The organism is Halomonas eurihalina (genome assembly GCF_008274785.1).
Classification (GTDB): Bacteria; Pseudomonadota; Gammaproteobacteria; order Pseudomonadales; family Halomonadaceae; genus Halomonas; species Halomonas eurihalina.
This window is the reverse complement of the sequence record NZ_VTPU01000007.1, coordinates 80861-94540: the sequence shown is the minus strand read 5'-3', so window position 1 is coordinate 94540 and position 13680 is coordinate 80861. Positions and strand designations below refer to the sequence as shown.

The following is a 13680-nucleotide window of genomic DNA, read 5'->3' as shown; positions in this document are numbered from 1 at the left end:
GTCAGTCCCCCAGAGGCTGGCGGTTGTCGCCGCCGCGATGGGCGTCCAGGGTGATCTTGAGCCGGCGCAGCTTGTCGCGGCTTCGATCCTGATGACGCAGGGCCAGTTCGAGGGCCAGCACATCGATGGCGGCGAGCACGGCATAGCGCGATGCCGAGGGGTGATAGATGAAGTCGGTCTCGCGGGCGGCTACCGGCAGCACGACATCGGCAGTCTCGGCCAGGGGCGAGCCGTTGGCGGTGATGGCCACGACCTTGGCACCGTACTGGCGGGCGATCTGTGCCGACTCGACGATTTCGGGCGTGTAGCCGCTCACCGAGAGGGTGACCACCACATCGTCGGGCTCCAGGGTCGAGGCCACCATGCGTGGCAACAGCGATTGCGGATAGGCACTGATCGCGTATCCCAGCCGGACCAGCCGAAACTGCAGTTCCTGGGCCAGCATGGTGGAGCCGCCACCGGCGCCGAATACCAGGATCTGGCGGGCGCCGTCGAGCAGTTCGATGGCTCCGGCGACGTCGGCCTGTTCCATCAGTTCGCGATTGACACCGAGCGTCTGGGTGGCGATGTCGTAGACGGCGCCGAGCCCATCGGTATCGCCGGCGTCCTGGATGAAGCGTCGCCCGGCCGCCAGGGCGCGGGCCAGGCGCAGCTTGAGGTCGCGTACATTCTGACACCCCACGGCACGGGCGAAGCGGGTCACGCTGGCGTCGCTGACGTCGGCCCGCTCGGCGATGGCACCGATGCTGGCCTCGCTGACGAAGTCGATATCGGCGAAGATCAACTCGGCGACCTTCTTTTCGGCGTCACGCAAGCCGGCGAAATCGCTGGTGATGCGTGACAGGATGTCGATGTCCTGAGTCACCGTTGGCTCCTGGCGTGTGGTGAAAGGCCTAGGGAAATTCCTTAGAGAAGGGCCAGTAGTTGCCTGTCGATCAAGGTATGTTATTTTTTAACAATAAATCAATATCTATGAAAGTTTTTATCAGGCAGGCCGTCGGACAGACGATGTCGCAAGGCCGAGGCCCGCAAACGAGGAGTGATAAGATGCACGAGACGGCGCCGAAGATGGGCAACAAGGGGACCCCGGAATCCGGGGCTTCGCTGCTGGAGGGCGTGAGCCTGCCGGCAGCCGCTATACAGGCGGCGCCGTTGGCGCACAACCTGGCGTGGATGCAGCGTTTCGCCGAGTCGCATGGCGCAGAGCTGGCGCCGCACGGCAAGACCACCATGACGCCCGAACTGTTTCGCCGTCAGCTCGAGGCCGGCGCCTGGGGTATCACTCTGGCCACCGCGCCGCAGTGCCGCGCGGCCTTCGTCAGCGGGGTCGAGCGGTTGTTGATGGCCAACCAACTGGTGGGGCGTGCCAACATGGCGATCATTGCCGATCTGCTCGAAGCCGGCGCCGATTACCACTGCGTGGTCGATGGCGAGGACAATGCGCGGGCCCTGGGGCGCTTCTTCTCCGAACGCGGCCTGACCCTCAAGGTGCTGATCGAACTGGGCGTCGAGGGCGGGCGCACCGGTTGCCGTTCCGTCGAGGCAGTGAGCGAGCTGGCGCGGATCGTCGATGCCGAGCCGGGCCTGGCGCTGGCTGGCATGGAAGGCTACGAGGGGGTGGTGCATGCCGAGGACCCGGTGCCGGCGATTCGCGAATACGCCGCACGGCTGGTCGAGGCCGCCCGTCGCCTGGATGACGAGGGCCGGTTCACTGTGGATGCCCCGATCATCACCGCCTCGGGGTCGGCCTGGTATGACCTGATCGCCGAGACCTTCGATGTCGCTGAGCTGCGTTCACGCTTTACGCCGGTGATTCGCCCGGGCTGTTATGTGGTGCACGATCACGGCATCTACCGCCAGGCCCAGCGCGGCGTGCTGTCGCGGCGTCCCGATCTGCACGAAGGGCTGCGGCCAGCACTTGAGGTCTTCGCCCAGGTGCAGTCGTTGCCCGAGCCGGGACTGACGATCGTGGCGATCGGCAAGCGCGACATCGGCTTCGATCACTTGCCCGAGCTACTGCGCCGCTATCGCGAGGGTGGCTCGGCGGACGAGGTATTGAGCGTGGCGGGCTGGGAGCTCACCAAGCTGATGGACCAGCATGCCTTCATCCGCTTGCCCGAGGGCGCCGATGATGTGCGGGTCGGCGATGTGGTGGCCTTCGGCGCTTCCCATCCTTGCCTGACCTTCGACAAGTGGCGGCGGATCTGCCTGGTCGATGAGCGGCTGAGGGTGACCGAGATGCTCGAGACGGCATTTTAGGGTCTGTACGAAAAGTGCCTGCGCTCGGTTATACGGCGTTAAAAATCAGCTCAAAGTACTCATTTACTCGTCTGTAAACTCCGTCCTTTCGCTGATTTTTGCCTTGTCTACCCCATCGCTCGCCGACTTTTCGTACAAGACCTGGGTATTATCATAAAGCGTCTGCGCTCGACGACTTCCAGGAAGACCTCCAAGCGTCCCGGGGCATTCGTCTTCCGGCGACGAGTGTGGCATGCTGTCGGGCGGCCCTTTCGGGCCGTCATGCACACGGCGATTTTCGTGCCCTGTGCCCCAAAATTCATTCACTGTCGCCAGGGGAGTCTCGTACCGACGGGGCTGAGAAAGCGCGTGACGCTGACCCTGGAACCTGATCCGGTTCACGCCGGCGGAGGAAGTGCGACATGCCTTACTTGACGTCAGCCGTGCTCGGCGCGGCGCTGCTGTGTTTTGCCTATCTGGGCCTGCGGGCCCGCCGGGCCGATGGCCCCCTCGACGACTATGTGACCGCTCGCAACTCCCAGAGCGCCCGCTCGCTTGGCGTTTCCTTCCTGGCATCGGGCATGGGGGCCTGGATTCTCTTTGCGCCACCGGAAATCGGTGCCATGGTGGGACCGTTGGCGCTGGCTGGCTATGCCCTCGGCTCCGCCTTGCCCTTCATCGTGCTGAGCCTGTACGGGCCGGTGATTCGTCGGTACCTGCCCGAGGGGCGCAGCATCGGCGAGTTCGCCGAGGCCTGCTATGGGCAGGGCGTGCGGCGCTGGGTCACGCTCGTTTCGATCCTCTACATGGCGTGTTTCCTGGCCGCCGAGCTGACGGCCATTGGGGCGATTGCTTCCTTGCTGTCCGAGGTGCCGGCGGGACTGGTGGTGATGGGCGTGGCGGTCGTCACCCTGGTGTACACGGCAGTGGGTGGACTGCGGGCCAGCCTGGCCACGGATCGCTGGCAGGGCTGGCTGCTGCTGGCGCTTCTGGTGCTGGTGGCCGGCGTGGTGGTCTGGGTCCTGCCGCCCTTGCCGGAAAACGCGGCAATGCCGACCACGCCTTCGGTGAATGCCCTCTCGGTGGCCTTGACCCTGATCATCGCGGTCACGGCGGCGGAACTGTTCCACCAGGGGTACTGGCAGCGCGTCTGGGCCGCCGAGACGAATGGCGCACTGGGCCGCGGCGCCCTGCTGGGCGGGGTTGGCGTGCTGCTGGTGGTCATGGTGATCGGTGGCCTCGGCATTCTGGCCGCCATGCATGGATTGCCGCTGGGCGAGCCGCCGATTCCCTTCTTCGCGCTGCTGGCCGAGGCGCCGGGTTGGCTGGCCGTGCCGGCACTGGTGCTGGCCGTCACCCTGGTGGCGTCGAGCGTGGATACCCTGCAGAACGCCATCGCCTCCCTGGTGGTGGCGGGCTCCGGGCGTCGTGGGCTGTCCATCGGCACCGCGCGGCTGGTCACCGTGGTCCTGATGATCCCGGTGGTGGTGGTCGCCCTGCAGGAGCTCTCCGTGTTGCGGCTGTTTCTGATCGCCGATCTGCTGTGCGCGGCCACCGTGGTGCCGGTATTGCTGGGCGTCTGGCGGCGGATGAGTTCCCTGGCGGCGATGGCCGGCGGTGCGGCAGGTCTGGTGGGCGCGGTCGTGCCGGGCTGGGTGGCCCAGGGCAGCCTGATGGAGGGCGTGCAGGCGGCCAGCTTCCCGGGTGGCATTCCCACCTTGTCGCCGTTTCTCTGCGCCCTGGTCGCCTCGACGCTGGTCAGTCTGTTGATTGCCTGGTGTCGGCCCGCCCGACGTTCTCGGTCGGTCGCCTCCGAGGGTGTCTCCTGAATCGCGAGTGCCAGTGGGCAAACCTTTTCGGGTTGCCAGCGCGGGTGTGGCCAGCCACCCTCTAAGGCCTGACTAGCGAGCCGAGACCCGAGGAGAACCCGCATGAGCGATATGCCAAGTGATGCACGTCGTCGCTATTCCGCCCCGGTGGTGGATGGCGTCGGCAAGTCGGCCAGCCGCGCCATGCTGCGCGCGGTGGGCTTTTCCGATGACGACTTCAGCAAGCCGCAGGTGGGTATCGCCTCGACCTGGAGTCAGGTCACGCCCTGCAACAGCCATCTCGGCGAGCTGGCTGATCGGGCCAGTGCCGGTGCCGATGCGGCCGGTGGCAAGGGCGTAATCTTCAACACCATCACCATTTCCGATGGCATCGCCAACGGCACCGAGGGCATGAAGTACTCGCTGGTGTCGCGGGAGGTGATTGCCGACTCCATCGAGACGGTAGCCGGTTGCGAGGGCTTCGACGGCCTGGTGGCGCTGGGCGGCTGCGACAAGAACATGCCGGGGTGCCTGATGGGACTGGCCAGGCTGAATCGCCCCAGTGTCTTCGTCTATGGCGGTACCATCATGCCCGGTGCCGATCATACCGACCTGGTTTCGGTATTCGAGGCCATGGGCGCCCACAGTCGCGGCGATCTCGACCTCATCGACGTGAAGCGTATCGAGGAAACGGCGATTCCCGGCCCCGGTGCCTGCGGCGGCATGTACACCGCCAACACCATGGCCTCGGCCATCGAGGCGCTGGGCATGAGCCTGCCGGGCAGTTCTGCCCAGAATGCCGTGTCGGACGAGAAGCGAGCCGACAGTCATGCGGCAGGGGAGGCGGTGCTGAACCTGCTCGATCATGACATCAAGCCCTCGGACATCATGACCCGGGAGGCCTTCGAGAATGCCATCACGGTGGTGATCGCGCTGGGCGGCTCGACCAATGCCGTGCTGCACCTGATCGCCATGGCCGACACCATCGGCGTGTCGCTGAGCCTCGAGGATTTCACCGCCATCGGCCGCCGCGTGCCGGTGCTCGCCGACCTGCGCCCCAGCGGGCACTACATGATGAGCGAGCTGGTCGCCATCGGCGGCATCCTGCCATTGATGAAGACCCTGCTCGACGCGGGCCTGCTGCATGGCGATTGCCTGACGGTGACGGGGCGGACCCTGGCGGAAAACCTGGCGGATGTTGCCCCCTATCCCGAAGGCCAGTCGATCATCGCGCCTCTCGAGGCGCCGCTCAAGAACGAGAGCCACCTGCGCATCCTCTACGGCAATCTGGCGCCGGAAGGCGCGGTGGCCAAGATCACCGGCAAGGAAGGCACCCGCTTTACCGGCACGGCACGGGTGTTCGGTTCCGAAGAGCAGGCCCAGGCGAGTATCAACGACGGCGGCGTGGTGGCCGGCGATGTGGTGGTCATTCGTTACGAGGGACCGCGCGGCGGGCCCGGCATGCGTGAGATGCTGACGCCAACCTCGGCGATCATGGGGCGGGGCCTCGGCGATCAGGTGGCCTTGATCACCGACGGGCGCTTCTCCGGGGGCAGCCACGGCTTCGTGGTCGGTCACGTCACGCCCGAGGCCTTCGATGGCGGCCCGCTGGCGCTGGTGGAGGATGGCGACAGCATCACCATCGATGCCGAGGCCAATACCATCGAGGTGGCGTTGGACGATGCCGAACTGGCGCGTCGCCGCGCCGCCTGGCAGCGCCCCGAGCCTCGCTATACCCGGGGCGCCCTGGCCAAGTACGCGCGGGTCGTCAGCTCGGCCTCGATGGGCGCGGTGACCGATCGACTGGAGTGACCGGAGTCACTCCGAAATGGCCGAGCGCATCATGTCCTCGAAGGTCTTGGCATCCTCGGGGAGTTCGAAGATTTCCGGCGCCGGCGAGGCGTCGTTCAGCTCGGCCAGTCGGAAGCGATCGCCGAAGCGCAGCATGCCCAGGCCGCGTTCTTCCAGCGTCGTGGCGATGGGGTCTGACTCGCCGGTCATGCTGCGCTGATAGTCGTGGAAGGCGGACATCAGCTCGAGCACTTGAGGGTCGTCGCTGAGCACGAGCTCGTCATCGTGCGCGGTGCCGTTCTTGTCGGTCCATTGAAGCCGGTAGACATCGCCTTCGAGGCCGGCGATGGATTCGCTGTCGCCTGTCGCCTCGAGGGCATCCACCTGGCTGGCCTGCTGGCCGGCGAGGGTTTCGATTTCACCTCCCCCCATGTTTTCGGCCATTCCCTTGAGCTTGGCCATATCCATGACCATGGTCTGGCCCTGAACCTGGCTGACCAGGTAGCCCTTGCCGTCGCGCAGTAGCATGAAACCGGTCTGTGACTGGTCGGGGAAGTCCATCCGCAGAAGGTTTTCGCCTGCCCAGCGCACGTTCATGGTGACGTTGCCCTGGTCCGATTGAGCCTCGAGGGTGGCCTGGCCATCGGCCATTGCGGGGGACGCAGCGGCCATGACGAGTCCGGTGGCCAGCAGGCCGGTGGCGAGGTGTCGCATGGGAATTCCTCCATGTCACTGATGTTTGCCGTGTGGCTGGCTTTCTACGCTCGACGATCACCGCTCAGGAAGAGGTGAGCTCGGGGTCGATGGTTCGGCGAAGGGTCCGCAGCTCGTCGATGGTGAGCTGTTCCAGGCGTCCGGCGAGCAGGTCGCTGACCTTCTGCATCGGCAGGCCGGCGCGGCGTGCGATGTCGCGGTTGCCGAGATCGGATAGGGCGATCAGTCGGGTGATGATGCGCATGAGGCGCGTGCGTTGTTCCAGGTCCCTGACATCGAGGTCAGGGCATCTTCGTGGAGGAGGATCGCTGGGATCCGTGTGACAGGTATGGCTTGCCGTGCTCATGATGCTCCAGAGGAATGGGCGACCGATACAGGATGCTATCTTTTTCCCACTTTCGCCAGTGTCTCGCAAGCCCGATTCGACAGGTTTCCGAGGGGAAGTCGGCGGGGAGGGCGAGAGCGCGAAACCGAGGGGAAAATCTACGACAAAAGAGGGAGAAGACGTGCAGGCTCGCGTTGTCATTCAATAGGTGTCGATGTTATTTGTTTTTTTCGACGATTTATAAATCGAATGCCACGATCCCGTGACGACCATCCTCGACAACAACCGATCGACAACCGAGTGGATAACCGACCTATGCATGACGATACGACACGACTGACACGGGTATTGGCGCGCAAGGATGTGCTGGCCCTGGCGTTCGGCGCGATGATTGGCTGGGGCTGGATCGTGATGACCGGCAATTGGATACAGTCGGCCGGTAGTCTGGGCGCCATCGTCGCCTTCCTGCTGGGCGGTGCCGTGATCGTCCTGGTGGGACTGACCTATGCCGAACTGGCTTCGGCCATGCCGCAGGTGGGCGGCGAGCATGTCTACAGCTATCGGGCCCTGGGCCACTTCGCCTCCTTTCTGTGTACCTGGGCGATCACGCTTGGCTATGTCAGTGTCGTTTCCTTCGAGGCCGTGGCCTTGCCGACCGTGGTGGAGCATCTCTTCCCGAATTATGCAGTGGGGCGGATGTGGACCATCGCCGGTTGGGACGTCAACGCGACCTGGGTGGCGGTTGGTGTAGCCGGCTCGGTGGCGATGACATGGATCAACTATCTCGGTGTACGTACGGCGGCCCTGGTGCAGAAAGTCGTGACGTTGCTGATCCTGGTCGTAGGTATCATGTTCATCACCGGCGCCCTGTTCGAGGGCAACACCACGACTCTGGATCCGTTGTTCAACGTGAAGGAGGGTGTGATTGGCGGCATCATGGCGGTGATCATCATGGTGCCGTTCATGTTCGTCGGCTTCGATGTGATCCCGCAGGCCGCCGAGGAGATCGATCTGCCATTCCGGGAGATTGGTCGGGTGCTGATGATCTCGGTGGTCCTGGCGGTCTTCTGGTATGCCCTCATCATCCTCGGCACCGCCCTGATGCTTGAACCCTCAGCGCTGGCCGAGAGCTCGCTGGCGGTGCCCGATGCCATGCAGGCGGTCTTCCAGGCGCCCTGGGCCGGCAACCTGATGATTCTGGCGGGTATCGCCGGCATCATCACCAGTTGGAATGCCTTCTATATCGGCGGCTCGCGTGCCATCTACGCCCTGGCGCACGCCGGCATGCTGCCGGCTTTCCTCGCCAGGCTGCATCCCAAGCATCGCACGCCGACCAATGCCATTCTGGTCATGGGGCTGTTGTCGGCCATCGCGCCCTTCTTCGGTCGGCCGGCGCTGGTCTGGCTGGTGGTGGCCGGCGGCCTGGGCATCGTCATCGCCTATCTGTTCGTCGCCCTGTCCTTCGTCGTGCTGCGCCGCCGTGAGCCCGAATTGCATCGCCCATTCCGCGTACGCCACGGCAAGACCGTCGGGGCGCTCTCGGTGCTGCTCTCCATCGCGCTGATCGGGCTCTACCTGCCCGGCAGCCCATCGGCACTGTCGATGGCGGAGTGGGGCATCTTTGCCGTCTGGATGCTGCTCGGGCTGGCCTTGTATGGGTGGTCGCGGTGTCGTTATGGCGTAGGCTACAGCGATACCATGATGCGGCGTGAACTGGAGGGCGAGTCATCGCCGGACTGATGCCCGCCTGACAACCGTTCATTCAACGATGAGGCAGGCGATGCACGATTTCATCATCATCGGCGGGGGCATCCTCGGCATGTCGACCGCCATGCAGCTCAAGCAGGCCTATCCGGACCGGCGCATGCTGCTCGTGGAGAAGGAGCAGGCGCCGGCGTGCCACCAGTCCGGGCACAACAGCGGCGTGATCCATGCCGGTGTCTATTATACGCCGGGCAGTCTCAAGGCGCGCTTCTGCCTGGCGGGCAATCGTGCCACGCGCGAGTTCTGCGAGGCTCACGGCGTCGCGTACGAGATCTGCGGCAAGCTGCTGGTGGCCACCAGCGAGCTGGAACAGCAGCGCATGGAAGCGCTCTGGGAGCGCACTGCCGCCAATGGGCTGGAGCGCGAGTGGCTGAGCGGCGAGGCGTTGCGCGAGCGCGAGCCCAATATCACCGGCATCGGCGGGATCTTCGTGCCGTCCAGCGGCATCGCCGACTATGCCGCGGTGACGCGTGCCATGGCCGCCGAGTTCGAGCGGCTGGGCGGCGAGATTCGCTATGGCGCTGAAGTCTCCGGCCTGGAAGAGCGTCGCCGGGAGGTGGTGGTGACGACCTCGCAGGGCGAGTGCACCGGGCGCTATCTGGTGACCTGCTCCGGGCTGATGGCCGACCGCGTGATCCGCATGCTGGGACAGAACCCGGGGTTCACTATCTGTCCCTTTCGCGGGGAATACTATGTGCTGCCCGAACGCCACAACGACATCGTCAACCATCTGATCTATCCGATTCCCGACCCTTCCATGCCGTTTCTCGGCGTGCACCTGACCCGCATGATCGACGGCTCGGTCACCGTGGGGCCCAACGCCGTCCTGGCCTTCAAGCGCGAGGGGTATCGCCGGCGGGATGTCTCGCTGCGCGACCTCGCTGGGATGGCTGCCAACCCCGGTCTCCTCAAGGTGCTGGGCAGCAACTTGCGGCCGGGACTCGCCGAACTGAAGAACTCCCTGCACAAGCGGGGCTACCTGGAGCTCGTGCGCAAGTATTGCCCGAGCCTGGCCCTGGACGACCTCGAGCCTTATCCGGCTGGCGTGAGGGCCCAGGCGGTGTCCCGGGACGGCAAGCTGGTCGACGACTTCCTGTTCGTCAGCACGCCGCGCACGCTCAACGTGGGCAATGCGCCGTCGCCGGCGGCCACATCGGCGTTGCCCATCGGCGCCCATATCGTCGAGAAACTCAAGAAGCAGGTGGCGGACTGAACGGCATACGACCTTGGGAGACTTGCCTGCCAGCCCCGCAAGCGTGGAAATGATGGCTGGCCCCTCCCGCAGGGGGCTGCTAGGGTCTTTCGAGGCGGCCGAAGCCGTCGTCACTAACGATAATGACAGTTGAATGGCAACGGAGGTTATTCATGCGCGCTCTCAAGTATGCTCTGGCGGCTTCGCTACTGGTGGCTGCGCCCGCCGCAGTGGCCCAGCAGCAGCTTTCCATCGCCACCGGCGGTACCGGCGGCACCTATTATCCTTACGGCGGTGGCCTGGCCGAGCTGATCAAGGAACACATCGACGGCTATGACGCCGTGGCCGAGGTGACCGGTGCCTCGGTGGAGAACATGGGGCTGGTCTGGCGTGGCGACTCCGACATGGCGCTGGCGCTGGCCGATACGGTCTATCAGGCCTATAACGGCACCGGCGACTTCGAGGGCCGCCAGCTCGAGAACATCCGGGCCCTGGCCTCCGTTTATCCCAACGCTGTGCAGATCGTGACCATGGCGGATTCCGGGATCGAGTCCCTGCAGGATCTCGAGGGCAAGATTGTTTCGGTGGGGGCGCCGGGGAGCGGCACCGAACTCAATGCCCGGGCCGTGCTGGAAACCAATGGCATCAGCTACGACGATTTCGAGGCGCGCCGCCTCAACTTCAACGAGACCGCCGATGCTATCCGCGACGGCGACATCGATGCCGGCTTCTGGAGCGTGGGGCCGCCCACCAGTTCGATCCTGAACCTGGCCACCACCCGCGACATTCGACTGATCGGCCTGAGTGACGAGGAAGTCGCCAATGCTCGCGAGGAAGTACCGGTATTCGCACCCTATGAGCTGCGTGCCGGGCTCTACGAGGGCATGGAGGAGCCGGTACAGACCATCGGCATTCCCAACATCCTGGCCACCAACGCCGAGATGGACGAGGAAGTGGCCTATCAGATTACCAAGACACTGTTCGAGCACACCGATCAGTTGATCGCCATCCATCCGGCGGCCAATGACACCACCGTGAAGTTCAGTGTCGACTCCACGCCCATTGCCTTCCATCCGGGCGCGCTGCGCTACTACGAGGAACAAGGGGTCGAGATCGAGGATCGTCAACGTCCGTGAGGGGGCGACGAATCCAACTGATAGCGGGGCGGGCTCGAGGGTCCGCCCTGCTGCTGTGGCTGGCATGGGCGCTGGTGTCGCTGCCGGCGCAGGCCGCTTGCCCGGAGCATGAACTGAGGGTGAGCGACGCCGAGGGGCAGCCGCTGGTGAGCCTGCCGGTGCCGGAAGGCGCCGGTTGGTGCCTGGCCTGGAATCACTCGGTGGAAGGTTTCGCCGTGCACGATTGCTACCGCAATGTCGGTGGGCATATGGTGCTGGAGCGCAGCCATCTGCCGGATTTCGCCGCCGGGCTCGATCACGTTCTCGGGCGCGGGCGCCAGGTCTCCGATGGCCAGGGCGGCTACTGGATCGAGGATATCGACGAGCCGGTTCCCGGGGATCGCTACCGCCTGCGCGTCGGTGCCATGCGCGTCGATCATCGGCTGGTGCGCCATGGTGACCCGAGCCTTCGGACCCTCCTCGAGCACTCGCGAGAACAGGGCTGCGACATCGTTGGCGATACGCCCGCCACCGATGGCCCTGTCGTGATCAGCCTCAGCGAACTGGCCGCCAACGAAGGCGTGACCATCGGCCTTTATTCCAAACACTGACATCGTCGCCTCGGCCGAAGAATCGGGCGACGTCTCATCCCGTAGCGAGAGACTCTTCATGAGCGATTCGGGTAATTCCCCCATCATTCCCGGCAGCCAGGCCAAGCACTCCCGGCCCGTGCTCTGGCTGATCAGCCTGGTGGCCGTGGTACTGTCGCTGTTCCAGCTCTACTCCGCCGGTATCGAGCCCCTGGGGCTCTTCTATCAGCGCAGCATTCACCTGGCGCTGATCATGATGCTGGCCTTTTTGATGTTCCCTGTGTTCGGCCCCGCCCGGCCCAGAGGCGTGGTCGGCGGGCTGATCGACCTGGTGTTCTTCGCCGGGGCGGTGATCACCGGGGGCTACCTGGTGCTGTATCTTGACGAGATCATCAATCGCGCCGGGTTCTGGAGCCAGACCGACATCGTGATCGGCTGCATCGCCACCATCACCGTGCTCGAGGCGAGCCGTCGCGCGGTGGGGCTCGGCATGACGGTGATCGGCGTACTCGCCATTCTCTATGCCTTCGCCGGGTCGCGTGGCGAGCTGCCCTGGCTCGGCGAGTGGCTGCCCGGCATCCTCGAACACCGCGGTTACAGTCTGGATCGCCTGGTCGGGCAGCTCTATCTGGGGCAGGAAGGCATCTTCGGCCTGCCCATGGGGGTGGCGGCCACCTACATCTTCATCTTCGTGTTGTTCGGCGCCTTTCTCGAGATCACCGGCGCCGGCAAGTTCTTCATTGACCTGGCCTATGCGGCCACTGGTCGGCAGCGCGGCGGCCCGGCCAAGGCGGCGGTCCTCGCCTCGGCTGGCATGGGCTCGATCTCGGGCAGTGCCATCGCCAACGTGGTGACCACCGGCGCCTTCACCATTCCGCTGATGAAGCGCCTGGGCTATCGGCCGCACCAGGCCGGTGGCATCGAGGCGGCGGCGTCCACCGGTGGGCAGATCATGCCGCCGCTGATGGGGGCCGGGGCTTTCCTGATCGCCGAATACACGCGCATGCCGTATCTGGAGGTGGTCAAGGTCAGCATCCTGCCGGCGGTCATGTACTTCTCCACCGTCTATCTGTTCGTGCATATCATTGCCTTGAAACAGGGCATGAAGGGCATGAGCAAGGACGAGCTCCCGCAGATGCGCGACGTGATGGGGGCCGGGTGGCACTTCCTGCTGCCGCTGGCGGTGCTGGTGTGGCTGCTGGTGCAGAACCTGTCGCCGATGCGGGTCGGTTATTACGCCATTCTGACCATGCTGGCGGTGGTGGTCCTGCGCTTTGTCATCTGGATGGTCTTCGTGGCGCCCAAGCAAGGGCAGCCGGTCACGGCGAGCGCCCTGAAGCTTGCCGTGCGTAACGGGGGGCTCAAGCTGCTCGAAGGGCTCGAGCTCGGTGCCCGCAATGCCGTGGCGGTGTCCATGGCCTGTGCCGTGGCCGGGATCATCGTTGGCGTTGTGGGGCTCACCGGTCTGGGCTTGAAGTTCTCGGCGATGATGATGGCCTTCTCCAACGGTCACCTGCTGCTGGCGCTGGTGATGGTGCTGCTGGCCAGCCTGGTGCTGGGCATGGGGCTGCCGGTGACCGCCAGCTACATCGTGCTGATCGTGTTGGTGGGGCCGGCGCTGACCAGCGAGTTCGGGGTTCCGCTGCTGATCGCCCACCTGGTGGTGTTCTGGTACTCCCAGGATTCCAACGTCACGCCGCCCATTGCCCTGGCGGGCTTCGCCGGCGCGGCGATAGCGGGCAGCAAGCCGATGGAGACGGGCTTCCAGGCCTGGAAGTTCGCCAAGGGGCTCTACCTGATCCCGCTGTTCATGGTCTACAACCCGGAGATCATCATGGGCGGCCCGTGGCCGTTGCTGGTGTGGACGGCGCTGGCCGGCTTCCTGGCCCTGGGGGCTTTTGCCGCGGCCCTGGAGGGGTATCTGTTCACCCGCATGTCGGTACCGGTGCGTCTGGTGCTGCTGCCGGCGATCGTCGCCGTTTTCTACCCGAGTCTGGTGGCCGAGGTCATCGGGGTGGCGGTGATGGTCGTGGCGCTCGGTGGCAACTGGCTGGCCAGCCGGCGCCAGGCGCTAGCCACGGGCTAGGGTCTGTATGAAAAGTGCCTGCATCACCTTCGCTCGTCGACTTTTCATGCAAGACCT

Annotated in this window: 11 protein-coding genes and 1 riboswitch; of the genes, 8 read left to right on the top strand and 3 right to left on the bottom strand. The window is 65.0% G+C overall.

Going from position 1 to position 13680, the window contains the following annotated elements:
- Position 1: 1 nt before the first annotated feature.
- Entirely contained in the window at positions 2-865 is an 864-nt protein-coding gene (locus FZZ93_RS08735) for a MurR/RpiR family transcriptional regulator (RefSeq protein ID WP_149321939.1), read from the bottom strand.
- A gap of 182 nt (positions 866-1047) precedes the next feature.
- On the opposite strand from FZZ93_RS08735, the gene FZZ93_RS08730 reads away from it, so the two are divergent.
- The 3 genes from FZZ93_RS08730 to ilvD all read left to right on the top strand — a co-directional run bounded on the left by FZZ93_RS08730 (position 1048) and on the right by ilvD (position 5858).
- Complete coding sequence (locus FZZ93_RS08730; RefSeq protein ID WP_149321938.1) at positions 1048-2259, top strand: amino acid deaminase; 1212 nt, start codon at positions 1048-1050, stop codon at positions 2257-2259.
- Between the two features lie 303 nt (positions 2260-2562).
- Positions 2563-2671: riboswitch (TPP riboswitch) on the top strand.
- Positions 2661-4067, top strand: coding sequence for an SLC5/6 family protein (locus tag FZZ93_RS08725; protein WP_149321937.1), 1407 nt, complete (start codon positions 2661-2663; stop codon positions 4065-4067). (Overlaps the previous riboswitch by 11 nt.)
- A gap of 102 nt (positions 4068-4169) precedes the next feature.
- Positions 4170-5858 (top strand): dihydroxy-acid dehydratase, encoded by a 1689-nt coding sequence (gene ilvD / locus FZZ93_RS08720; protein WP_149321936.1) that lies wholly within the window; start codon positions 4170-4172, stop codon positions 5856-5858.
- A gap of 6 nt (positions 5859-5864) precedes the next feature.
- On the opposite strand, the gene FZZ93_RS08715 is transcribed toward ilvD, so the two are convergent.
- Together FZZ93_RS08715 and FZZ93_RS18615 are read right to left on the bottom strand one after the other, a co-directional pair.
- The gene (locus tag FZZ93_RS08715) at positions 5865-6551 is read right to left on the bottom strand and encodes a hypothetical protein (protein ID WP_149321935.1); all 687 of its coding nucleotides are present in this window, start codon (positions 6549-6551) and stop codon (positions 5865-5867) included.
- Positions 6552-6615: 64 nt separating this feature from the next.
- Positions 6616-6897 carry an XRE family transcriptional regulator gene (locus FZZ93_RS18615; protein ID WP_149321934.1) on the bottom strand — a complete coding sequence of 94 codons (282 nt, stop codon included), beginning with the start codon at positions 6895-6897 and terminating at the stop codon, positions 6616-6618.
- Between the two features lie 294 nt (positions 6898-7191).
- On the opposite strand from FZZ93_RS18615, the gene FZZ93_RS08705 reads away from it, so the two are divergent.
- The 5 genes from FZZ93_RS08705 to FZZ93_RS08685 all read left to right on the top strand — a co-directional run bounded on the left by FZZ93_RS08705 (position 7192) and on the right by FZZ93_RS08685 (position 13623).
- Positions 7192-8616: an APC family permease gene (locus tag FZZ93_RS08705; RefSeq protein ID WP_149321933.1), complete on the top strand. Its 1425-nt coding sequence runs from the start codon at positions 7192-7194 to the stop codon at positions 8614-8616.
- 40 nt (positions 8617-8656) lie between these two features.
- Positions 8657-9853 (top strand): L-2-hydroxyglutarate oxidase, encoded by a 1197-nt coding sequence (gene lhgO / locus FZZ93_RS08700; protein ID WP_149321932.1) that lies wholly within the window; start codon positions 8657-8659, stop codon positions 9851-9853.
- Positions 9854-10005: 152 nt separating this feature from the next.
- Positions 10006-10968, top strand: coding sequence for a TAXI family TRAP transporter solute-binding subunit (locus FZZ93_RS08695; RefSeq protein ID WP_149321931.1), 963 nt, complete (start codon positions 10006-10008; stop codon positions 10966-10968).
- Positions 10965-11558, top strand: coding sequence for a DUF1850 domain-containing protein (locus tag FZZ93_RS08690; RefSeq protein WP_149321930.1), 594 nt, complete (start codon positions 10965-10967; stop codon positions 11556-11558). The genes FZZ93_RS08695 and FZZ93_RS08690 overlap by 4 nt, the downstream gene beginning before the upstream one ends.
- Positions 11559-11616: 58 nt before the next feature.
- The gene (locus FZZ93_RS08685) at positions 11617-13623 is read left to right on the top strand and encodes a TRAP transporter permease (RefSeq protein WP_149321929.1); all 2007 of its coding nucleotides are present in this window, start codon (positions 11617-11619) and stop codon (positions 13621-13623) included.
- Positions 13624-13680: the final 57 nt, after the last annotated feature.